The 23,828-nt window shown below is 37.4% G+C and carries 20 protein-coding genes and 1 pseudogene; 14 read left to right on the forward strand and 7 right to left on the reverse strand.

The features are described 5' to 3' along the window. Window positions 1–493: 493 nt before the first annotated feature. A complete protein-coding gene (locus tag Q8G36_RS27395; RefSeq protein WP_305162954.1) occupies window positions 494–1,018 on the reverse strand; it encodes a divergent PAP2 family protein in 525 nt (174 codons plus the stop codon). Between the two features lie 309 nt (window positions 1,019–1,327). Between Q8G36_RS27395 and Q8G36_RS27400 the strand changes: the two genes are divergently transcribed. Together Q8G36_RS27400 and Q8G36_RS27405 are read left to right on the forward strand one after the other, a co-directional pair. Next, a complete protein-coding gene (locus Q8G36_RS27400) occupies window positions 1,328–1,699 on the forward strand; it encodes a hypothetical protein (RefSeq protein WP_370694140.1) in 372 nt (123 codons plus the stop codon). Window positions 1,700–1,728: 29 nt separating this feature from the next. Then, on the forward strand, window positions 1,729–2,997 hold the full coding sequence (locus Q8G36_RS27405) for an erythromycin esterase family protein (protein WP_305162951.1): 1,269 nt from the start codon (window positions 1,729–1,731) through the stop codon (window positions 2,995–2,997). A gap of 447 nt (window positions 2,998–3,444) precedes the next feature. On the opposite strand, the gene Q8G36_RS27410 is transcribed toward Q8G36_RS27405, so the two are convergent. Next, window positions 3,445–3,885 carry a GNAT family N-acetyltransferase gene (locus tag Q8G36_RS27410; protein WP_305162950.1) on the reverse strand — a complete coding sequence of 147 codons (441 nt, stop codon included), beginning with the start codon at window positions 3,883–3,885 and terminating at the stop codon, window positions 3,445–3,447. A 122-nt stretch (window positions 3,886–4,007) separates the two neighbouring features. Between Q8G36_RS27410 and Q8G36_RS27415 the strand changes: the two genes are divergently transcribed. Next, window positions 4,008–4,460 carry a MarR family winged helix-turn-helix transcriptional regulator gene (locus Q8G36_RS27415; RefSeq protein ID WP_305162949.1) on the forward strand — a complete coding sequence of 151 codons (453 nt, stop codon included), beginning with the start codon at window positions 4,008–4,010 and terminating at the stop codon, window positions 4,458–4,460. 550 nt (window positions 4,461–5,010) lie between these two features. On the opposite strand, the gene Q8G36_RS27420 is transcribed toward Q8G36_RS27415, so the two are convergent. After that, a complete protein-coding gene (locus tag Q8G36_RS27420; RefSeq protein ID WP_305162948.1) occupies window positions 5,011–5,409 on the reverse strand; it encodes a YwiC-like family protein in 399 nt (132 codons plus the stop codon). Further along, window positions 5,399–5,617 (reverse strand): helix-turn-helix transcriptional regulator, encoded by a 219-nt coding sequence (locus tag Q8G36_RS27425; protein ID WP_305162947.1) that lies wholly within the window; start codon window positions 5,615–5,617, stop codon window positions 5,399–5,401. The genes Q8G36_RS27420 and Q8G36_RS27425 overlap by 11 nt, the downstream gene beginning before the upstream one ends. Window positions 5,618–5,882: 265 nt before the next feature. Here Q8G36_RS27425 and Q8G36_RS27430 point away from each other — a divergent pair, with 265 nt between their 5' ends. Further along, the gene (locus tag Q8G36_RS27430) at window positions 5,883–6,566 is read left to right on the forward strand and encodes a hypothetical protein (protein ID WP_305162946.1); all 684 of its coding nucleotides are present in this window, start codon (window positions 5,883–5,885) and stop codon (window positions 6,564–6,566) included. Window positions 6,567–6,782: 216 nt separating this feature from the next. Here Q8G36_RS27430 and Q8G36_RS27435 read toward each other — a convergent pair whose 3' ends face one another. Genes Q8G36_RS27435 through Q8G36_RS27445 form a run of 3 tightly spaced genes read right to left on the reverse strand, consistent with a single transcriptional unit; the run spans window position 6,783 to window position 10,839 of the window. Then, window positions 6,783–8,642, reverse strand: a complete 1,860-nt coding sequence (locus tag Q8G36_RS27435) for an ABC transporter ATP-binding protein (RefSeq protein ID WP_305162945.1) — start codon at window positions 8,640–8,642, stop codon at window positions 6,783–6,785. Beyond that, window positions 8,639–10,363: an ABC transporter ATP-binding protein gene (locus tag Q8G36_RS27440; protein ID WP_305162944.1), complete on the reverse strand. Its 1,725-nt coding sequence runs from the start codon at window positions 10,361–10,363 to the stop codon at window positions 8,639–8,641. The genes Q8G36_RS27435 and Q8G36_RS27440 overlap by 4 nt, the downstream gene beginning before the upstream one ends. After that, window positions 10,360–10,839: a MarR family winged helix-turn-helix transcriptional regulator gene (locus Q8G36_RS27445; RefSeq protein ID WP_305162943.1), complete on the reverse strand. Its 480-nt coding sequence runs from the start codon at window positions 10,837–10,839 to the stop codon at window positions 10,360–10,362. The genes Q8G36_RS27440 and Q8G36_RS27445 overlap by 4 nt, the downstream gene beginning before the upstream one ends. A gap of 554 nt (window positions 10,840–11,393) precedes the next feature. On the opposite strand from Q8G36_RS27445, the gene Q8G36_RS27450 reads away from it, so the two are divergent. The 10 genes and pseudogenes from Q8G36_RS27450 (at window position 11,394) to Q8G36_RS29485 (ending at window position 23,461) form a co-directional block, all read left to right on the forward strand. Then, window positions 11,394–12,389, forward strand: a complete 996-nt coding sequence (locus Q8G36_RS27450) for a thiamine pyrophosphate-dependent dehydrogenase E1 component subunit alpha (protein ID WP_305162942.1) — start codon at window positions 11,394–11,396, stop codon at window positions 12,387–12,389. Window positions 12,390–12,401: 12 nt separating this feature from the next. Next, complete coding sequence (locus tag Q8G36_RS27455; RefSeq protein ID WP_305162941.1) at window positions 12,402–13,385, forward strand: alpha-ketoacid dehydrogenase subunit beta; 984 nt, start codon at window positions 12,402–12,404, stop codon at window positions 13,383–13,385. Between the two features lie 282 nt (window positions 13,386–13,667). After that, window positions 13,668–15,038 (forward strand): sigma-54 interaction domain-containing protein, encoded by a 1,371-nt coding sequence (locus Q8G36_RS27460; RefSeq protein WP_370694139.1) that lies wholly within the window; start codon window positions 13,668–13,670, stop codon window positions 15,036–15,038. A gap of 445 nt (window positions 15,039–15,483) precedes the next feature. Further along, window positions 15,484–17,037, forward strand: coding sequence for an acyl-CoA synthetase (locus Q8G36_RS27465; protein WP_305162939.1), 1,554 nt, complete (start codon window positions 15,484–15,486; stop codon window positions 17,035–17,037). A gap of 195 nt (window positions 17,038–17,232) precedes the next feature. Further along, a complete protein-coding gene (locus tag Q8G36_RS27470) occupies window positions 17,233–18,027 on the forward strand; it encodes an enoyl-CoA hydratase/isomerase family protein (RefSeq protein ID WP_305162938.1) in 795 nt (264 codons plus the stop codon). A gap of 250 nt (window positions 18,028–18,277) precedes the next feature. Further along, window positions 18,278–19,744, forward strand: coding sequence for a GntP family permease (locus tag Q8G36_RS27475; protein WP_305162937.1), 1,467 nt, complete (start codon window positions 18,278–18,280; stop codon window positions 19,742–19,744). A 198-nt stretch (window positions 19,745–19,942) separates the two neighbouring features. Continuing rightward, window positions 19,943–20,386 (forward strand): MaoC/PaaZ C-terminal domain-containing protein, encoded by a 444-nt coding sequence (locus Q8G36_RS27480; protein WP_370694138.1) that lies wholly within the window; start codon window positions 19,943–19,945, stop codon window positions 20,384–20,386. 420 nt (window positions 20,387–20,806) lie between these two features. Beyond that, the gene (locus Q8G36_RS27485) at window positions 20,807–21,730 is read left to right on the forward strand and encodes a DMT family transporter (RefSeq protein ID WP_305162936.1); all 924 of its coding nucleotides are present in this window, start codon (window positions 20,807–20,809) and stop codon (window positions 21,728–21,730) included. Window positions 21,731–22,160: 430 nt separating this feature from the next. Next, a pseudogene (locus Q8G36_RS29480) lies at window positions 22,161–22,935 on the forward strand (tyrosine-type recombinase/integrase); the annotation flags it as partial. Window positions 22,936–23,242: 307 nt separating this feature from the next. After that, window positions 23,243–23,461: a hypothetical protein gene (locus Q8G36_RS29485; protein ID WP_423806877.1), complete on the forward strand. Its 219-nt coding sequence runs from the start codon at window positions 23,243–23,245 to the stop codon at window positions 23,459–23,461. Window positions 23,462–23,828: the final 367 nt, after the last annotated feature.

Below are 23,828 nucleotides of genomic sequence, written 5' to 3' on the forward strand. Positions count from 1 at the left end.
AAGCCGAGGAGGCTCCCCGACCGCCCGCGGAAAGCGAGTGCCTGGAGTGGAAATCAACGTCCAAATTGTACAAGCCATAAAAATAGACAAACTCGATTTTCATCGAGTTTGTCTACAGTCTGAAAGGATCTTTAATTTAGAGATCCTTTTATATTGCTTCTTCAACTAAAGTTAATCTTAGTTGAAGAAACAGCGTCACTTTAATAAATATCAATAGTACACCTATGAAGCTAAGTTGACACCACTATTCGTAAAGCAGAATAAATTATTAGTTATGTCTATGTTAAAAACCTAGACATATTTTTTATTAAATATGATCAAAACAGTATTCGTGAATGTACATTTTTCCGGATGTATGACTATGAAAACACCTTACTGAGATGGTTTTTTTAGATATTTTCATGTTAAAAATGTCTATATATGTTGGGGATTTATAAATCTTGAATGATCTTTTTTTAGATTCTTCCTTACATTGTTCTTTGCTTACCTTACTTCAAGATCTAGAATATCTTGGCTTGCCCAACGTTTTCAGCCGTTTCGTTTTGGAGGGCTTGCCATCCTCCATTTTAGCCGAAATAAGCCCAAGTACCCCTCCAAGCAACGCACCTGCTCCCACTTCCACAGGCTGATGTCCGAGCAGTTCATTCAGTTCTTTCTCACGCTCTACATACTCAAAGCTCGGAAACTCACCCGAAAATTTAGCCATATTATCTTCAAGATCATTCACAAGCTTAGCAATTTCGCCAGTATGGCGCCGAATCCCCTGAGCATCATACATCACAAGCACGCCAAACACAGTCGCAAGCGCTGTTTCCGTATGCAGCCAGCCTTTATTCGCAGCCACATAGGATGCCAGTGCGGCCACACCGGCAGAGTGAGAACTAGGCATGCCACCTGTTGTGAAAGCCTGCTTCAAGTCCCACTTTCCCGTCAGCTTATTATGCGTTAAAATTTTCAGTCCTTGCGCAATGCCGATCGCCGACAGCACAGTTAAAATTCCCCGATTCATCTTTTCCATGTGCATCTCCTCCACTCCAGACCAGTCCAACCAATCCGGGAATTTATCTTCCCTCTTTTGATACCCCAATAATAATTTTTGTATGCAGCAGTTCCATGATTATCGGCATTTAATAAAAGTTTATTTAATGCATCATAATGACACTTTTTGCTGTGTCCGTGTTCAATGCAAGCATAATTTCCAATCTAGGGGTTCAGGCTTGCTTTTTTACGGAGAAGTTCTTCATTTCATAATAATATTTATAGGATGGGTCACTTAAGGAAAATATAAAACGGAAGATTATTAACATGGTGTTAAGGTGGCAATGGAATGAACAAGATCAAGGATATGAATCCGGAAGAGTTAAAAAAGATCATGACGGTAACGGAGCGAATGTCTTTCACAAAAAACTTCAGGTCTGCTACGGCTGAAGAATGGTTTGTTTTCATTCCTGGCTTTAATGATCCAGTTACTGGAGGAGCTGCTGGAAAGGCTATAGTGCACTACAATCTATATGGAAACAAAGATATGTTCATTAATACGACGGTCATTCTGGATGACCCTATTCTATTTGAGGAAGAAAATTTTCAGCTGGTTTACTCTATTTGTGATGAACTTATAAATCGTCTAGTGGGATACGCTGATACTTTACTGTCTGTACACGCAGGTTCAAATTCTTATAATGCTGAATACAAACGATAATGTGCTTAAAAGAACAAGGAGGAAAAACAGTGCATCATAATCTGGTTCAGTCAATAATCGAACAATCAGTCAAGCTTACCAGTGAAGCAGATTGGGATAAGCTCGTTCAACAAGTTAATAATTCAAAATTTGTTTTGCTGGGTGAGGCATCACATGGAACATCCGAATTTTACACGGCCCGAGTTGAAATAACAAAAAAACTGATTCAAGAAAAAGGGTTCACTTTTGTAGCCGTTGAAGGCGATTGGCCCGCATGCCAGGCAATTAATAGGTATGTTAAAGGCTATGACCTAGTGACTAAATCTGCAAAAGATGTGTTGAAAAGTTTTGACCGCTGGCCGACCTGGATGTGGGCAAACGAGGAAATGATCGACCTGATTGAATGGATGAAAGAATACAATGAGTCTGGACAAAATCAAACGAAAGTTGGATTTTATGGGATAGATATCTATAGTCTTTGGGAATCCATGGATGAAGTCATCCATTATTTAAAACAAATTGATTCACCTGACCTCGAAGCTGCCAGACAGGCGTTCACCTGTTTTGAGCCATTCAATCGGAATAACGAAGAGTACGCAGTTTCTGCAGGCATTTTTTCGGAAGACTGTATAGAGGAAGTAGCCAAATTACTGACAACTATTCAGCGAAAAAAAGAAAAATACCCTCATCACGAAGAATTGAATTTGAACCTTCAAGTGAATGCATTGGTAGCATATAATGCAGAAAATTATTACAGGACGATGGTGGTTCATGATGATAGATCATGGAATATTCGAGATATGCATATGGTGGATGCACTTAATGAAATTATGGATTTTTACGGTTCTGAAGGCAAGGCGATTGTATGGGAACATAATACCCATGTTGGCGATGCCAGCGCTACAGATATGAGAGATGCCGGGATGATTAACGTCGGCCAGGTCATTCGTGAACAAAACCCACCTGAAGATGTATTTATCACAGGTTTCGGAACCTACAGGGGAACTGTTATTGCGGCAGATGAATGGGGCATGGATTTCGAAATAAAAACAGTACCCCCGGCAATGAATGGAAGTTGGGAGGAGGCAATGCACCTTTCGGGGGCGTATGATAAGTTGCTCATTTTCACCGATGAAAATCGTCAGCTATTCCAAGACAGGATTGGACATCGGGCGATTGGAGTTGTATACAGACCGGAATATGAACAATATGGAAACTATGTACCTTCTGTAATGTCAGATAGATATGATGCTTTTGTTTACATTGATGAAACTCAGGCCCTTCACCCGCTTGTTCATGAAAAAGCACCCGTTATGTAATAAATAAACAAGCCCTTTATACAAGTTATAAAGGGCTTGTTTTTATTCCTATTGCCCAATGTTGGTATTTAAAAGAATTGTCCTCTCCAAATATCACTGCCAATGACTCTGAAAGACGCAGAACCTTTGCTGCACACAGGATTCACAATGAATACTGGGTATCGTATTCGGAAGCTTATTAGTTCCACTTGTAATCGTTGCGTCAGCAAAAAAATTTGACTGGCATATCGCTTTCTATTTAACAATCATTCCTGGGGTTATTTTATCTTTTGTAATTCTAAAATATGTGAGAAATCCACAAAAGCTAGAACAAGCAAATACTAATCTAGCTAAGACAAATTAGAAAGTGAGTTTTAAAGAAGTCATCAAACATCGAAGAACAACCAAGGGTTAATAGTATGATCCCCATCAAATAAAGGTTAATATTTTTTTACTCACATTACACACTTATTCATTCATTAATTCTTTTATCATTAAAAGGTGTGGACCGCCATCTTCCATAAAGACATCGGATGAAGTCTGATAACCGAGTTTTTTATAAAAACCCTCTGCCTGTGTTTGACCATGTAATTTAACCTGGGATAATTCCTTTTCCATTGCAATTTCTTCCAACGTTTTTATTATTATTTTTCCAAGACCAAATTTACGGTAAGGCTCTAAGATGCAAATTCTCTCCAATTTACCTAAACCATCAACAATTCTTAACCTTCCAGTTCCGACTGGTTTTTCATTATAATAGACTAATATGTGTTCAGAAAGAGCATTAAGTGTATCAAATTCATCAAATTCACTTTCTAATGGGAAACCTTGTTCCTCGACAAATACTTCTTTTCTGATATGAAAGGCTATTTTTAAATCATTTTCTGTAGTTATTCTCTTTGAATCCAATGTTCTTCATCCCTTTTCTAGATTTATTTTAAAAGACAAGTCATAATAAATGTATATCCTTTTTTAGTATAAATGAAATTATTTTTGTTGTAAATACAACAAAAAAGTCAGGGGCTTTTTGAATGAAGGAAATACTCCGTGAAATTGGAATGATAGCAAGGGCATTGGACTCTATAAGTAATATCGAATTTAAAGAATTTGACCTTACAAAAGGGCAGTATTTGTATCTTGTTCGAATATGTGAAAATCCAGGAATCATTCAAGAAAAGTTAGCAGAAATGATAAAGGTTGACCGAACGACAGCAGCTCGTGCCATTAAAAAACTTGAAATACAAGGTTTTATTGAAAAGAAAAATGATAAGGAAAACAAAAAAATTAAAAAGTTATATGCAACTGATAAAGGTGAAAAGGTCTATCCCTTTTTGAAAAAAGAAGGAGAGTATACCGACAAGGTTGCATTATCTGGATTTTCTTTTGAAGAAACGGAAGCGATGCTTCATCTACTTCAAAGGGTCAGAAAAAATATTGAGGTAGATTGGGAATTTGTGAAAAAGGGAAATAAAAGGGGGTATTAAAGGGTAATAAGTTATTCCCCCTGATGACTAATTGGAGCATTAGTAAAGAAGCTTAGCTAATTTACATTTGTGTTTCTAAAAATGAGAAAGATATGTAAAGTTAGATGTCACCCCCCTTTTTAGTTTTTCTCATATTATGTAAAAATAGAAATAAAAAGGGGGATGTGAGTACATGATTAAGGGGAATTTTAAGAAGGGAGCTAGGATTGTTTGCTGCTTTGCTTATTCCTACATCAGTTTTTGAAAGTGGGTCAGCCAGAACAATTGAACCACTTGGCTGGTGAATGGGATCCAAAGGGGAGTGGAGTAGTTTATATATGCCCTGGGTGTAATGTAAATTACGTGAAGTATTTCACTTCTGAGGATGGAGAATTTTCAAGTTCGAGTAAGAGATCTTGGGTCTGTTAATAGTTACACTGTATCCTTACTTTGTAGGAGTTTAACAACTAAATACATGATGAAAAATCCTAAAAATGTTCCTTTTCCTGAAGTTATCGCTACCCTAAGATCTCTTTCTTATAAATAAACAAATAAAAAAATGCTAATCCTCTTATTGACGTTTCACTATTAAGGCACCTATACCACTACAACACATATATGCAAGTATAATTATCCATAAATGGGATGTTGAAACATTTCTGATATCCATAAATGTAATAATAGCTAGTGAAATAAAAAGTAACCCTAAAAAGATATGTGATGAATATATGTAGAACTTAAACATATTATTGACAGTTCGTTCATCTAGTTCAGGAGTTTCATCTTTTTTACGTTTTACTTGAATTAAATTAATAATAATCAATACGATAGTTACAGGTAATACCCCTAATATAGAAGCTGTAGAGAAATCAACTTTTGTAATATAAGTAAAAGTTTGAGCTAGTATTATACCTATCAAAAGAGCAATTCCACCATAAGCCAACGTCCATTTTCTTTTTTTACTTTTCATTCTCCTTCTCCTCCTCCAATTTAAAAACTTCTTCAGTCCGTAAATTAAAATATTTCACAATTTTAAGAGCCAATTCAAGACTCGGATTATACTTATTATTTTCTATCGCAGTAAATGTTTGTCGTGTTACTAGTAAATCTTCTGCCATTTTCACCTGTTTAATTCCCTTTTCTTTCCTGATTTTTCGAATATTATTTTTAACCGACATTGTCACCACCACCTACAATTAAAAAAGTAAAGATATCTTTACATTTATAACACGAATAAAATATAAAGTAAAGATATCTTTACTTTGTGTGAACAATGTTCACAAATTTAGACAATAAATAAATAAAAATAAATCTCTCAATACATTTCTATTATTTTACATGTTAAGGTTAAATAGTAATGGTAGTTTCGTAACAAAACGTAAAAAAAGGAGGAGAGTTTAGTACTTAAGTAGTATTTTAGTCCTTTTAAAGGAGGAAATATTTATGGGAATCTCAAAAACTAGCATGTTGAAATTTAGAAAAATATTTATAGTGGCTATGATTATGTTTGTTACAATTTCATTTTCACTAAACAGCGTTAATGCAAAAGAAATTGAGAACGATAAGAGTTCTGATAACAATGTAGGAGAAATCTTGACAGGAAAAGATGCAAAAAAATATGTACAAGCAGTTGAAAATAATAATAGCTTTAAAGAATTTACTTTATCAGGAAAGTTAGTAAAGAAAAACATAAAGGTTGAAAAATTCGAATTAATATCTAGTAAAGATTTTTCTAATGATATTGTGGTAATTCAGTCCAAAATTGATAAAAAAGAACATACAGGAATTTTGGCTATCCTTGATGCAAAGACACATGAAGTTTTTTCATTTACTACGGTAGAAGAAAACGATGACTCAACTGGGTTAGTTTTAACTGAATATGATGGTGAAACTGGACAAGTTTTACTTGAAAATAATGTAGTTGATAATAAAATAGTAAATGCTGAAGATGGCTCTCATATACAACCTTTTGCAATTAAAAAAGGAAGTTACTGGTGGAAAGTGATTTGTAACTTAGCAACCAGTGGCTCGTGTGCTTTGGGATGCTTAGCATTAATTGCAGTTCCAGGAGGATATCCAGCATGCACACTTCTTTGTGGTGCACTTACTGGAGCAACAGCTTGTTAAATTATTTGTTAGGTAATGCCTTTATGACTGGAACAAAAAATTCACAACATACGTGGGTGGCTTTCTCATAATTATAAGAAGTCGCCACTTTAATCGGACACCTAAAACACGTTTTGGAGATTAACTTGGATAATTTTTGTGTTGTAAGCATCGATGGAGTTGTTCAAAATTATAAAAAGAGGCTCGATTTCGATTGGAAATTGAGCCTCTTTCTTGTTATCCAGCTACATTTTCAGTGAACTGACTATTGTATAACTCTGCATAGAAACCATTCACCCTTAAAAGTTCTGAATGCGTTCCTTTCTCTATCACTTTTCCTTGATCCATAACTAGAATCAAATCTGCATCCTTAATCGTTGAGAGACGATGGGCAATGACAAAGCTAGTTCGTCCTTCCATCAAACGGTTCATGGCCTTTTGGATAAAGACTTCGGTCCGAGTGTCCACACTAGACGTAGCTTCATCCAATATCATGATTGGTGGATCTGCTAGAACAGCTCGGGCGATTGTCAAAAGCTGCTTTTGTCCTTGTGAGATGTTCGAAGCTTCTTCGTTTAAGATTGTCTCATAACCATCTGGCAGTGTACGAATGAAATGTTCGGCATGTGCCGTGCGAGCAGCTGCAAAAATTTCTTCATCAGTGGCTCCATTTTTGCCATAAGCGATATTTTCTTTAATCGTACCATTAAAGAGCCAGGTATCTTGAAGTACCATACCAAAATTCTTTCGAAGATCATTCCGTGACATATTCCGTGTATCAAGACCATCAATATTAATCTTTCCGCCATTGAGTTCATAAAATCTCATCAAGAGATTTATCATAGTCGTTTTTCCAGCACCAGTCGGTCCAACAATTGCGACCGTCTGTCCAGGCAAGACATCGATGTTCATATCTTCAATTAACATTTCTTTCCCATATCCAAAGTCTACATGTTCAAAAGTGACAGCACCATTTGCTCTCTTTATATTAGCTGTGGTTTTTTCTTTCATTTCCTCTTCTTCATCAAGTAGCTCAAAGACACGCTCAGCGGCTGCAACCGTCGACTGAATAATGTTGGCGATGTTAGCCGTTTGTGTGATGGGCTGGGTGAACTGTTTTGAATATGTGATGAATGCTTGAATATCACCAATTGAAATCGAACGTTGCGTTACCAATATTCCGCCGACAACGCTGATGAGGACATAACTCAAATTTCCGATAAAGAACATTATGGGCATGATGATACCCGATATAAACTGGGCTTTGCTTCCCGCTTTATACAATTCTTCATTAACCGCAGAAAACTGGGCACTCGCCTTTTTTTCATGTCCGAATGCTTTAACGACTTGATGGCCAGTATACATTTCTTCAATGTGCCCATTTAATTGTCCGAGTGTACGCTGTTGATCGGCGAAATGTTTTTGGGATCTTTTTAAAATAGGCCGGATTGCAAATATTGACAAAGGTAAGCTGACTATCGAGATTAATGTCAATAACGGGCTAATCGAAAGCATCATGATGATAATCCCCAAAATCGTTACGATCGAAGTGATGAACTGCGTTAAGCTTTGCTGAAGGGTGCTTCCGATCGTATCAATATCATTGGTCATTCGGCTAAGTGTTTCTCCGTTTGGATGTCCTTCAAAATATTTGAGTGGAAGTTTCTCGAGCTTGTCTTTCACATCTTCTCGAAGATCATATACCGTGTCTTGTGCAACACTTGACATAATGTATTGCTGTACATAGTTGAAAAGGCTGCTTAAAGCATAAAGTCCGGCAAGCAGTAGAAGGATCTGGCCAATTTTATCAAAGTTAATAGCTGCTCCTGGTATTCCCTGGAATTTCCCGTAAGCTCCTTCGAATAATTCTGTAATTGCATTTCCCATGATCTTTGGTCCAACAATCATAAAAATCGTACTCATGATTGCAGCGAAGAACACGGAAATCAATTTGTTGCGCCGCGGTTTTAAATAGGTCAAGAGGCGTCTTAGTGTTCCTTTAAAATCTTTTGCCTTTTGACCCATCATCATCATGTTACCGCCACCAGGACCATGCCCAACCTGACCGCCGCCTTGAGGTTTTTTTTGATTACTCATGCAATTTCCTCCTCTGTGAGCTGTGATAAGGCGATTTCACGGTATATGTCGTTTGTACTTAGCAACTCTTGGTGTGTTCCCATACCTACAATTTTACCTTCGTCTAACACGATGATTCGGTCAGCGTCCAAGACCGTACTGACACGCTGTGCAACGAGTAATACCGTCGAATTTTCCGTTTCATCTTTCAGGGCTGCGCGAAGGTTGGCATCCGTCTTGAAGTCAAGTGCAGAAAAACTATCATCGAATATATAAATATCCGGTTTCCGAATTAGTGCCCGTGCAATCGAAAGCCGTTGTTTTTGCCCTCCTGATAGGTTTGAACCGCCTTGATCGATTTCTGCCTCATAGCCGTCTTTCATGTTGCTGATAAAGTCTTCCGCTTGCGCGATCCGAGCCGCATGTTCAACTTCATTTTGTGTGGCTGTTTGTTTTCCAAAGCGAATGTTTTCAGCGATAGTACCTGTAAAGAGGAAGGCCTTTTGTGGTACAAAGCCAATTTTTGAACGAACTTCATCTTGTGATGACTTACGAATATCAACACCATTGACGCGAATCGTTCCACTTGAAATATCATAGAAGCGGGGGATCAAATTGACGAGCGTCGTTTTCCCTGAACCTGTTCCACCGATGATTGCGGTGATTTCACCAGGACTTGCAGAAAAACTAATATCCGATAATGCATGTTCTTCTGCTCCTGGGTAACTGAACGTCACATGTTCAAATTCAAGTGTACCGTGTTCACGATCTGCCTTTTCTTTCCCCTCATCCAGGAATGAAGGTTTCATGTCAAGGACTTCGTTTATCCTTGTTGCCGACACGGCTGCTCGTGGAACCATAACGAACATCATGGATGCCATAACGAGGGCGAACATAATTTGCATAACATATTGGATAAATGCCATTAAGTCCCCGATCTGCATACCGCCGTTATCAATACGAACTCCACCAAACCAAATGATACCAACAACCGTCAAGTTCATTACAAGCATCATTACAGGCATCATGAAGGCCATGATTTTATTGACTTTGATCGAGACATCCGTTAATTCTTTATTCGCTTTCTTAAGACGTTCTTTCTCTTGTGTTTCACGATTGAAGGCACGAATGACGCGAATACCAGTTAAATTTTCTCGTAATACAAGGTTCAACCGGTCTAATCGTTTTTGCACGGTTTGAAAGAGAGGCACACCTTTATATAGAATAAGCAAGATCGACCCAATCAATAAAGGCATTGTGACAACTATGACAAGGGATAATTTTGCATCCATGGATACAGCCATGATTAATCCGCCGATTAACATGATAGGTGCACTGATAACCATACGGAGCATCATGATAACCACTTGCTGGACTTGTGTTATATCATTGGTCGTCCTTGTAATCAATGACGCCGTACCGACTTCATCAAATTCTTGTAACGAAAATTTTTCAACATGATTAAAGACTCTCAGGCGGAGATCGCGTCCCATTCCCATTGCCGCTTTGGACGAATAGTAGCTTGCGATTATGGATGCACAAGCGCCAAGTGCGGAAACCAACAGCATCAAACCACCGATTTTCCAAATGTAAGGAGTGTCTCCTCGAACGACGCCTTTGTCAATAATATCAGCCATTAGTGTAGGCAAAAAGAGGTCCGACATCGATTGAATAAAAACCAGACCGATAACGGCTGAAATAATCCACTTATAAACGGATAAATTTTTCAGTATTTTTATCATTTTGTACACTCTCCCTGTTCGGTTGCTTGTGCCTCTAAAAAGTTTGTAATTTGAAGATGCGTTTCTAGTAACTCTTCAAACTGTTCTTCGGAAAGCATTTCAATGGCCGTTTGAAAGATTTGGTGAATGCTTCCTTCGTGAAAATGAATCGTTTTTAATAAATTTTTCCCGTGATCGGTGATTGACAACTGAATCTCACGCCGGTTGCCCTCTACATGCCCACGATGGAGCATGCCTGCGCGAACGAGACCATCGACCGCTTGGCTCAAGGTGCTTTTTGGAAGAAATGTTTTCTCCCCGACATTTTTTTGAGTGGTCTCTTTGTAAAGGGTAATGGTCATCAAAATGGAATATTGAGGAACTGTTAATCCATTTTCTGCGGCAGTCTTTTGAACGAATCTCATTATATTTTTCTGCACGTTCCAAAATGAACGCAATAGTTGTACGGAACGCATTAATTGTTTTTCATTCTCCACTCAACTTCACCATTCTTTCTGTTTTGAATTGTTCCATTACGAACATTTAATTTTATGAATCATTTTAATTTACAGCTATATATCCGCTTAGTCAACAAAAAAACAACTTCAAAACCCCGGGGGTTATCTAGACTTTGCTGCATAATTGGAAACGGGTTTAACAGTTCAGTCAAGTCCTGAACTGTTAAACCCATTCGTATTTTGTTAATGAAATGTTTTTCCCGTGAAAACAAACCACACAAAGTGAATTTAACTTGAAAATGTGAGATGAAAAGTGGTAGGATAATATTGCATTGAGTTAGTACCAGGTAATAATACTAGATGATAACGGATTTGAGGATATACGGGTGTTAAATGGCAAGCATGTATTGCATAATAGAGATTTTTCTTCCTTATATACATAACAGGATTTAAGTTTGCTAGGCAAACAAACAGCTAATTATAAAGATTAGTAATTCGAGATACAGAGACCATTTTTAAATTAGGTGCCAGCATGGGGACAACATTCTGGTTTTAACAGAGAAAAGTTTTAATTATTAGGAGGATGATGACATATGGTTGAAAACCGTCATCTACAGGCAGGTCTGAGTGATGAGCAGGTGCTTGAGATGTATAGAATGATGTTGTTGGCAAGACGAATGGATGAACGGATGTGGCTGTTGAACAGATCTGGAAAAATTCCATTTGTCATTTCTTGTCAAGGGCAAGAAGCAGCTCAAGTGGGTGCAGCGTTTGCGTTGAATCGTGAAAAGGATTATGTCCTTCCTTATTATCGGGATCTCGGAGTGGTGCTCGCGTTTGGGATGACCGCCAGGGATTTGATGTTATCAAGTTTTGCAAAAGCTGAAGATCCAAATTCAGGCGGGCGTCAAATGCCTGGGCATTTTGGGCAAAAAAAGAATCGCATCGTTACGGGATCTTCGCCAGTTACCACTCAAGTGCCACATGCAGTGGGGATTGCACTCGCTGCAAAAATGGAAGGAAAAAATATTGTTTCATTCGTTACATTTGGGGAGGGTTCATCAAACCAAGGTGATTTCCATGAAGGAGCGAATTTCGCAGGTGTACATAAACTTCCGGTTATCTTGATGTGCGAGAATAATCAGTATGCCATTTCCGTCCCGATTGAAAAGCAATTGGCTTGCGGGAAAGTGTCGGACCGGGCCATTGGTTATGGCATGCCAGGGGTGACGGTTGATGGAAATGACCCGATTGAAGTTTACCGGGTGGTGAAAGAAGCGGCTGAGAGAGGAAGGCGCGGTGAAGGCCCAAGCTTAATCGAGACGGTTTCATACAGGCTTACACCACACTCAAGCGATGATGATGATAGTCAATACAGGTCGCCTGATGAAGTATTGGAGGCAAAAAAAATAGATTCGATCATTACTTTTGGTGCCTATTTAAAAGCAATAGGAATCATGGATGATCAAATGGAAAAACAATTGAACGCGGAAATAATGGAAGTTGTGAACGAAGCGACGGATTATGCGGAAAATGCTCCATTTGCGAATGAAGACACGCTCTCAAAATACGTTTACGCAGAAAGGTAAGGAGGAAAGAAGATGGCAGTGATATCTTATATAGATGCCGTGATAATGGCGATGCGGGAAGAAATGGAACGTGATTCCCGTGTATTTGTCTTAGGTGAGGATGTAGGGATTAAAGGCGGCGTTTTTAAAGCGACTTCAGGGTTATACGAACAATTCGGGGAACAGCGTGTCATTGATACTCCGCTTGCTGAATCTGCAATCGCAGGGGTTGGCATCGGCGCGGCCATGTATGGAATGAGGCCGATTGCGGAAATGCAATTCGCTGATTTTATCATGCCTGCAATCAACCAAATCATTTCAGAAGCTGCAAAAATTCGTTATCGCTCCAATAATGACTGGCATTGCCCTATCGTCATAAGAGCTCCATATGGTGGGGGTATACATGGGGCGTTATACCATTCACAATCCGTTGAAGCCATTTTTGCCAATCAACCGGGACTTAAAATTGTCATGCCCTCTACACCCTATGACGTGAAAGGGTTATTGAAAGCAGCCATTCGCGATGAAGACCCAGTCCTTTTCTTTGAACATAAACGAGCTTATCGCCTTATTAAAGAAGAAGTGCCGAATGATGATTATGTTTTACCCATAGGTAAAGCGGATGTAAAACGTGAAGGCGAAGACGTTACAGTGATTACTTACGGCCTTTGTGTTCATTTTGCGCTTCAGGCTGCTGAAAGGCTGGCCAGTGATGGCATATCTGTTCATATACTTGATTTACGAACCGTATATCCATTAGATCAAGAAGCCATTATCGAAGCTGCATCTAAAACAGGAAAAGTCCTATTGATTACTGAAGATAATAAGGAAGGAAGCATCATTAGTGAAGTATCGGCGATCATTGCAGAAAACTGCCTCTTCGATCTCGATGCCCCAATCATGAGACTCGCGGGTCCGGATGTTCCAGCAATGCCATATTCACCATCATTAGAGAAATCCTTCATGGTGAATCCTGAAAAAGTGGAAAAGGCACTTCGGGAACTGGCTGCCTATTAAATGATCGGCATGGAGGAACGAACCTTGCGAATCCGTTTAAATTGTTGTTTATATTGGGGTTGATCTTAAAAATGAACTTAAGTCTAGCAACTATAAAAAGGTTGCCAGGCTTTTTTTTGTGCTAAATAAATCTTCTATAGTGAAAAAATAATCCGTTTGATTACGCTAGAGAGGGCATATAAAACTCCACCGAGTTCTTTTAATGAACACTTTATTTAGCAGTGATTATTGAATAAAATGCGTGGTATTATATGGTAAAGCACTCTAGGTAAAGGAGAACTAATGATGAATACTGGACAATTATCCAATAATAAACTATTAGATATGGTGTTTGAAAGTACATATTATGGAATTGTAATTGTCGATAGCCATGCGAAAATTCAATATATTAGCAATAAATATTGTGAATTTTTAAATATTGAACGCAGTACAGTGATTGGTGAGCATGTGACGAATATAATTGAAAATACAAGGCTACACCTAGTCGTGCAAATAGGCAAATCGGAAATCGCTGATATACATTTTCTTCGTGGTGATTTTGTTATCGCTAATCGCATTCCTATCATCGAAAATGAGGAAATAATTGGTGCGATGGGGACAATAATGTTTCGCGATCTTGATGACTGGAACAAAATGAATAGCCACATTAAGGAGATACTGACAAAGCATAATTTTCACAAAAATGAAAGAGATGTTACAAATGGAGTAAAGTATTCCTTACACAATTTAATTGGAAATTCACAAGAAATACAACAGTTAAAAGAACGTGTGAAAAGGGTAGCTAGAGGTGATATCTCTGTATTAATTAGAGGAGAAAGCGGTACAGGCAAGGAAATAATAGCACATAGCATTCATCAGTTAAGTGGGAGAAGCGAAAAACCACTTGTGAAAATAAATTGTACTTCAATTCCGGAACACTTGTTAGAATCTGAACTTTTCGGTTATGAAGAAGGTGCCTTTACAGGGGCAAACAAGGGAGGTAAAATAGGAAAGTTTCAATTTGCTGATGGTGGTACTGTTTTCCTTGACGAAATTGGTGACATGCCTCAGCAAATGCAAGTCAAGTTATTAAGGGTTCTTCAGGAGAAGGAATTTGAGCCTGTAGGTTCGCTTTATCCAAAAAAACTAAATGTTCGAGTGATTGCTGCAACAAATCGCCCTTTAGAAAAATTGGTTGAAGAAAAGCTATTTCGTGAAGACCTATTTTATAGAATTAATGCTGTCCAATTATTTGTTCCTCCTTTAAGAGATAGAATTGAAGATATCCCTTTACTTGTAGATTATTTTTTTAAAAAAGTCACAGCTCGAATAGGGAAAAGAGTAACCTCCATACATCCTGAGGTGCTTTCATTAATAGAGCAATATAACTGGCCAGGGAATATCAGAGAACTAGAGAATGTAATTGATGCAGGTGTTCACCTATCAAATGACGAGGTAATGGAAAAAGATGCTTTACCTGATTATCTAAAAAGTCATAAGGTTAAAATGAAAGAAGAAAGTTTAAAGGATATTGTGGAGGAAACAGAAAAGAAGGCAATCGAAAGAGTGTTAAGGAGGTTTAAGTTTGATAAGAAACGGGTTGCGGAAGCTCTTGGAATAGGGAATTCTACCCTTTACGATAAAATAAAAAAATATCGGATTTCTGACCAATAAAAATAAATCCGGGATTTCAGAATTCATTCCGAAATCCCGGATTTATATTTTACATTCCGTGTTAGTGTAGATATGTTCACATTAAAGGAGGAAAAAGGCAATAGAACAGATTAAATTTTATATAAATTATGAAAATTAATGAATGAAAAAATCAACTGATCTAATTTTGTTGGTTTTTTTGTTTGTATTTTTCTAAAAAATCAGAAAATTAATAATTGGATATTCCTCGATAATTAAGAAAAGCAAGTCAGTATAGGGGGTTTCCGGTTTTGGAATGAATCTTGCATTCAAAATTAGAAGAAAGGAGGAAAGGAATCGAAGACGAGTGGTCGATTTACTGGCATTTCAGAGGCCCTGTTTAGTAAGAATTACTTTGAACATTATTGGATTTAGCGCTTCGATATCTGTATTTTGAATCTGCTTACATTGAAAAGGAGGAATTTCATTGGATGTCGGTTTTATCACAAGAAAAATGGCGAATGATTTAAATCAAATAAATCCCAGAAAAATAGCAATAAAAGAAGAAGTAGGAAAGTCAATGACGTACATGGATCTCCACCATATATCAAACGCGTATGCAAACAAGCTTTACGAATTAGGAGTTCGAAAAGGGGATCGTGTCGGTATTTTACTTTACAACTGTCTCGAATATTTCAGTCTATATTTTGCCATTGCGAAAATCGGTGCAATTGCCGTTCGACTTAATTTCAGGCTATCAAGTGCTGAGCTTGAGTATGCATTAAATGATTCACAGACCAAAATATTGTGCTTCCATTCGAACTTAGCCAAACAACTGGAATCAGTTTGTAATCATGTTTCCGTTGAGCGTTATTTTTGTCTTCCTCATAGAAATGGCCCAATCCCAGGTTGGTCTGAGTCATGGAGTGTTTTAGAAAGTGGTTCGGTAGATGAAGTCAAAGTCGATAACATTAAATTAAACGATCCGGTCATGCTGATGTACACATCAGGCACAACGGGAAGACCTAAAGGTGCGATTTGGACTCATGATACAACTTTCTGGTTTTCCACAATACAAGCGCTGAAATGGAAATTTACAGGGCGAGAAGTTGCGATGACGACAGGACCACTATACCATGTTGGAGCGATGGAAGATATCGCACTTCCCATTCTAATGATGGGTGGAAGCGTAATAATTACAAAAAGCCAAGAATTCGAGATTGGAAGAATTCTTTCCGTTATTGAACAGGAAAATGTGACCGATGCTTTTCTATTCCCTTTTATGATTTATGAAATGCTAAATTTGCCTGAAATTGAAGAGTATCAGCTAAAATTTTTAAAAACTATTTATACAGGTGGTGATCCGCTAATGCCATGGGCATTAGAACAATTAAAAAAGAGGTTTCCCCAAATTGGAGTTGTTCAAGTTTACGGGTTAACTGAAGGACAACCAATTGCGGCTTCGCTTGAACCACAGGATGCTTTTACAAAAGGCCATACCGTTGGAAAACCAATGCCACTTACTGAAATTAATATTATCGATGAGGATGGAACGCCCTTGCCTGTTGGTGAAATTGGTGAAATAGCAATTAAAAGTCCAGCGGTTTCTGAGGGTTATTGGAGGAAACCTGATGCCACAATGGAAACATTTGTGAATGGGTGGTGTAAAACAGGAGACATGGGAAAATTCGATCATGATGGGTATCTATCAATTGCAGGCAGAAAAAAAGATATGATTCGAAGCGGTGGTGAAAACATTTACTCAGCGGAAATTGAAGATGTCTTATATCGCCATGGGGAAGTGAAGGAAGTTTCTATAATTGGTATTCCTGATCCGAAATACATTGAGGCTGTATGTGCTGTTATTGTTAAAAAAGAAGGAGCCAAACTTACGGAAGAAGATGTTATTAATTACTGTAAGGAACATCTTGCTAGCTACAAAAAACCTAGAAAGGTCACATTTGTGGATGAAATTCCACGTACCCCATCCGGTAAGGTTCAAAAGTTTATTCTTCGAAAACAGTTTAGTGGTATGGAATAAATAAGGAATTTCCCAAGGGTTTAAAAAGTTACTATAAAAAGGTTTTTTAAATACATTATTTCAATTTGTTTTAAAAATGCACATAACCACAAAGGATTCTATCAAGATATCTGGTTTTACCAACTGATGCACGTTTTCAACAATGCAAGAATATCTGGAACCCACAAGTACACTTAAGGTTGAGGAGGAAAGCCGATGAAGAATAAAAATAAAGTTGTTTCATGGTCAAAACAGGGTAATATTGCAACGATTATTATTGATAATCCACCTGTTAATGCATTGAGCGCAGATGTTATAGAACAATTGAATCTTGTGGCGGATGAAATTGAAAGCGATTACAAGGTTAAGGTCATTATCCTTACAGGTGAAGGCGAAAGAGCTTTTGTTGCTGGTGGGGATATTAAAGAATTTCCAGGATGGATAGGAAAAGGAGTCGAAGAAGGAAAGGGGAAATCACTTTGGCTTCAGGAACCACTTAATAAAATTGAACGTCTATCTCGACCAACCATTGCTGCAATCAACGGATTAGCATTAGGTGGAGGATGTGAACTTGCCTTAAGTTGTGACATTCGAATTGCGGAGGAACAAATTAGGATTGGGCTTCCTGAAATTAAATTGGGTTTGTTTCCAGGGGCAGGGGGAACTCAAAGACTTCCTAGACTGATAGGTAAAGCAAAAGCAAAAGAATTGATCTTTACAGGTGAGCCACTGAATGCGGAAGAGGCCAAACAAATAGGGCTTGTTAATCATGTCGTGCCAAAGGGGGAATCCATAAAAAAAGCAATGGAAATCGCAAAATGTATTTGCAATTATTCTTTACAATCTTTAACTTTTGCAAAGCATTCTATTGATTATGGTTATGAACAAACACTTGAAGATGGACTCGTGATTGAAGCTGAAAATTTTGGTCATGTTTTTCAGACAAAGGACGTTAAGGAAGGCGTTGAAGCCTTTATTAATAAAAGAAAGCCGAACTTCGTTGATCAATAATCACTCATGATAAAACCTGAGTCAAGTCCTTGAAAAAAAGAAGATTCTGCAGTAACTAATTTTTGTTAATAAACTAAATGGATAACTTTATTTTTAAAAAAACAATGGATCTATTCGGGAAATTAATTAGAGCTCTTTACTATATGTTCACTGGAAAAGTGAACGATGATGCCCAAGCCTTGGGGCAATGCATTCAAACCAGCAACAAAGGATAACATATTATATTTTGAAGAAAAAGGGGGAAATCAATTTGGATGTAATGATTATTATTATTTCACTAGGATTGCTTATGTTTCTAGCATATCGAGGATTTTCTGTTATACTTTTTGCACCATTGTGCGCTTTGTTTGCTGTATTTTTAACGGATCCTGGACATGTTTTACCTTTCTTCTCTAATATATTTATGGTTAAGTTGGTTGAATTTGTTAAATTATATTTCCCGGTTTTTCTACTAGGTGCTATCTTTGGGAAATTGGTTGAAATAAGCGGTGTTGCAAAGAGCATAGCTAAAATTATTGTCCGTTTTATCGGTGCTAAACAAGCCATTCTAGCCATTGTGATAATGGGCTCAATCCTGACTTATAGCGGAGTTAGTTTGTTTGTTGCAGTATTTGCCATCTATCCATTTGCTGCTCAGCTGTTTCGCGAAGCTAATATTCCAAAGCGTTTAATTCCTGCGACAATTGCAGTTAGTGCTTTTACCTTTTCCATGGATTCACTTCCAGGCTCTCCGCAAATTCAGAATGTCATTCCAACGGGATTCTTTAAAACTGACATCTATGCTGCACCGACATTAGGAATCATTGGGGCAATATTTATCATTTCCTTGAGCCTTTTATACTTAAATCATTGTCGACATAAGGCAGCTAGAAACGGTGAAGGGTATTTTGGAATTGGGGATAAAGCAATTGATAAGGAAGCTGCTGAAGCAGAAATGGCAGCTAGTTCTGCTATATCGATGGAAACGACCAAGAAGTTGGGAATGGATTCTGAAAAAGCTATAAGTAGAAAAGACTGGCTTGCTTTTATTCCGTTGGTGTTAGTTGGAGTGATGAATAAGTTCTTTACTGAGTCTTTTCCTCTTTGGTATGCCAAAGGCTTTGATTTTGCAACAATTGGGTTAAAAGATTATGGAAATGTTGATATGTCTAAAGTTATTGGTGTTTGGTCTGTAGAGGTGGCTCTTATTCTCGGAATAATAGCAACCGTCTTATTAAACTTAAAAGCTGTCAAATTAAATTTCAATTCGAGTATTAATATAGGGATTAGTGGGGCATTGCTGGCAACCATGAATACGGCAACCGAATATGGTTTTGGGGGTGTGATTGCTGCTTTACCCGGCTTTACTGTGATACAAGAATATCTTACTGGAATGTTTTCGAACCCTTTAATTAATGGGGCGATCATGACAAATGTTTTGTGCGGCATTACTGGTTCAGGATCTGGTGGAATGAGCATTACGTTGAGCCTAATGGCTGATACGTATATACAAACAGCTGCTCATTTTGACATTCCGTTGGAAGTTTTACATCGTGTCATTGCTATGTCAGCAGGTGGATTTGATACTTTACCACATAACGGGGCTATAATTACTCTTCTAGCTGTTACTGGACTCACACATCGCCAGGCATATAAAGACATTTTTGTTATTACCATTATAAAGACACTTGCTGTATTCTTTGTAATTGGTATATTCAGCTTGTTTGCCATCGTTTAAATATTTGCCCGTGAGCATTGGAAAATACATTTCGATTTCTAGCTTTAAACGCTATTTACATTGAATAGTACGTCTTCGAAAAACATTTTTTTATAGGTGTTGATTTTAAAAACTATCACTAAATTATATAGTCTATAGCATTTAATGTCTGAATTTTCCGTCAACTAATTTAAGCCTAAATAAAAGGAGAATGGAATAATGTTTAATAAATATTTCCATCAATATGAAATCGGAGAAACATGGGTGTCGAAAGGACGTACTATAACCGAAGCAGATCTAGTAATGTTTTCTGCATTTAGCGGTGACTGGTTTCCCCTCCATACTGATAAGGAGTATGCAGCAAATACACAATTTAAGCAAAGGATAGCCCACGGAATGCTTATACTTTCCGCTGCAACCGGCTTATTTCAATTTGAACCAGGAATCGTCGTTGCATTTTATGGTTTGGAGAAAGTTCGATTTACAAACCCTACCTTTATTGGGGACACGATACATGTAGAATTAAAGGTGATTGACCTTTTTGAAAAGGGCTATCAAGGTGTTGTAACAGTCATCCAAGAAATAAAAAAACAAAACGGAGAAACTGTAGTCATCGCTAATATGAAAATAATGGTCAATTCTGATGCCAATGTAAAAATATAGTAACAATTGATTTATTAGGCGACAAACTTAATATGTTTGAGCAGGTAAAACGTACTTATGACTACTATCAATATCATAATCCGGTCTATCGAATTAGCTTATGGGTATAAGAGGAAACTCGAAGTAAAAGGTATTATCCCAAACTTTAGCAAAGAATTTAAACGGACGGTAGGCGGAAGAAACGAAATAACAAGCTGCGTTTTTACTTCATTTTTCAGATGAAGGCAAGCCTGCAGACTGGCTTGCCTTCTTTAATGAACTCAAGCCTCTTTAGTTCTTTAAGACATCTTTATCTTGCCTTTATAGGGTGATGTTTCGATTTTAGCAGAAAAAATTTCAAGTTCATCTTATATAGCACAGAATTTATATGAAATCCCTAACAATGTTTGTCATAATAGGAAAGTAGGAAGGGGGAACATCATGCTTCGATTATACGGGGCTTTAATCGGCCTTAGTTTGATATGGGGTTTATCATTTGTTTTTATGAAGTGGATGCTCCCGCCAGCGGGCATTTGGGGCATTGTGTTTCTCCGCTGTTTTGCGGGTGCTGTTATTCTGCTTCCCATTTTATGGTGGAAGCGCAGGGAGATCAACTGGAAATTGCCGTGGAAAGCACTGGTCGTTGTCGGAATCTTCAATTGCGGATTAGCATGGGGATTAATACCTTTAAGTGAAACGGAGATTAACAGCAGCACGGCATCGATTCTAAATGCAACCACTCCCATCTGGACGGGGATCATCGGATTTATCATTTTTTCATACGTTCTAACCGCCCGACAATGGATAGGCATTCTAATTGGTTTTTTCGGAATTCTAGTATTGATGGATTTTCAAATCGGTCAGCTTTTCGGAAAGGAATTCATCGGGATTGGTACAATGCTGCTAGCGTCCATCTGTTATGGTTTTGCCGGTCATTTTACGAAAAGATTTCTTTCCAGTACCAGCATATTGGTCATTACGACGTTTACGCTGCTCACGGGTGCCGTTATCGGTTTGATCGGGATGCTAATAACAGAGCCGATTAAGCCAGTGATGTTGATGGAACCGCTGACGATTTTCGCCATAGTCGGTCTTGGGTGCTTTGGCTCTGGGCTCGGCCAGTTGATCTATTTCTACATCAATAAAAATGGCAGCCCAGAGTTAGCCGCATCGGTTACATACCTTATTCCTGCAACCGCTATGGTTTGGGGCTATGTCCTGCTTGGAGAAGCGATTAATCCTAATGTAATTATTGGCCTGCTGATTATTTTCGCAGGAGTTTATCTTTCTTCTAAGAAGTCAAAAGAAAATGATGGCACAAATTCTTCATCCGGAAAACAAGCGGAATTGCATCATGTAAAATAAGAAACCAAAACGAAATAGCCCTCACGATTTTGTTTTTTCCTGGAGGCTTTCGTATTGAAAGATATTAATAGTTTTTAATTCAAACCTTAATCTTGAACTCAAGTGCGTCTTTTTTAAGAAACTATTAACTGACAATTGGAGACTTACAACATTTTTCTTCAAAGGGGCTCCAATGGTTAGGCGGTTAGCAAATTTCGTCAATGATAAATATCCCAAAATAGCATCACTACTAGACTTAAAAAAAGAAAGAACAAATCTACAATGGATAAACTATTTGAATAATAGTGGGATACGTACAAGACGTATCATTACTCAAAAAGATACCGGGATGACTTACGAACAAAATACTCCAATAGCCAACTTTTTTAGTAGGATGTACGAAGATCTTTTACGATATTCAAATGTGTGAAGAATGGGAAAAAGACAAATGGGATATTATTCATTAGTTACAGATATTGAGAAAACCTACGTTATAGGGCATTCTATTCCTATTGATGATGAATTAGCGCATATGTTGGCGGTGCTAACAGAACAATCTAAACTTAAAAGCAATCAGGATAATAACCCCAATGGTTATATTTTTGTTAGATATCGCGGTTCTAGAAAAGGAAAACCCTATTACCAATACTAGGATGCTGAACAATTGGATGAGAATGGTGATTTATTCAAATTTACAAATCATCAATTCCGTCATACCATATGCAGTAAAGATGCTAAACAGTGGAACAGATATTCTCACTGTCCAAGGGCTTCTGGCACACGCATCAGCCGAAATGACAATGAGATATGCTCGTTTGTTAGACGAAACTAAAAGAGAAGCTTTCGAAAATGCTGTAAATAAGGGTGTTTTTTCATTTGACTTAAACGGAAGGATGTATGAAATATCCGAAAAGGAAGAAGTTCCAGAAGATGTACTTGATATGTTGTGGAGAGATCAAAAGCTGACAGCCGTTGAACCCATATGGTTCCTGTAGAGCAAGGTTGAATGTAATTGTCCTCATGCTGAGGAACCGCCTTGTTTAACCTGTAATGGAGGGAAACCGTGTAAAGATTTAGCTGTCGGTCTTTCGGATATGGATATAGCAAAATACGAAATTCATATTCAATCTATATCAAAAATGATTGAGGTTGCAAAGGAATATAACCGTGAAGAACTTATTACTAAAAATCAAAAGGTACGAAATGTAGATTGTATCCTGAACTAAAAAAATCTGGATACCTTCGTTGACAAAGGAAAATTTTTTCTTTATGGAACAATCGGGGCAATTTAGTTGAACAAGAGAAATAAAATAACCTTAGTAAAGGAAAACTAATACTAAGGTGAGTTATATGAAAAAGAAATTTTTATTATTAATCATTTTATGCTTTAGTGTATTCTTAGCTCCCAATTCTTCAAAAGCTACAGAAAATACCTGAAGACGTGTTGGAAAAAACATTAATTAAGCTATTACAGGAACCAATTAGCTTGATAGTGGGACAGATTGGTTTAGAGGTAATGAGAAAATATTAGAAATAAAACAAGATGAAGAAAACATTGATATATTTAACGTTAAAGTTCAAGTAGTAAGTTTCCAAGGTTCATATATTTCACCATATATGGAAGAGATAATAACCTTTAAAATTGTAGGCAATAAAATCAAACAACCGATTATTTCAACAGAGTTATCCCAGAAAAAGAGTGGCATAAATTTCAATTACAATAAATTCTTTATGACGGATGCGTTAGTTTAAGAAAAAAGGAGAGTACATATTATACATGGCTAATATGTACTCTCCTTTATTTATTAAGGTTTTTTATAATTAGGTCTAGATAACTTCAATTCAGTTATAAAATCATCATCCTCGAAGGGTTGCTCTGTTTTGTACAATAGCATTGGAGAAATAAACAAAGTTATCACCTCATAATTATTGTAGCATTGAATGTTGAGTAATCTGTGAGGTAGATAATGTATATTGAAGAGTACTTTAAAATGATAAAATCTTCAGTTTAGTGCATCCCAGTTGATTAATTTAATGATGAAACACGTACGGTGGTTTTTTTGTATTCATTAACAAGATGGTTTCAAGAGGAAAGTGTTATTAGAGATTCTTATTTTAC

This window comes from Peribacillus frigoritolerans (genome assembly GCF_030676415.1).
In the GTDB taxonomy this organism is placed as follows: domain Bacteria; phylum Bacillota; class Bacilli; order Bacillales; family DSM-1321; genus Peribacillus; species Peribacillus frigoritolerans_A.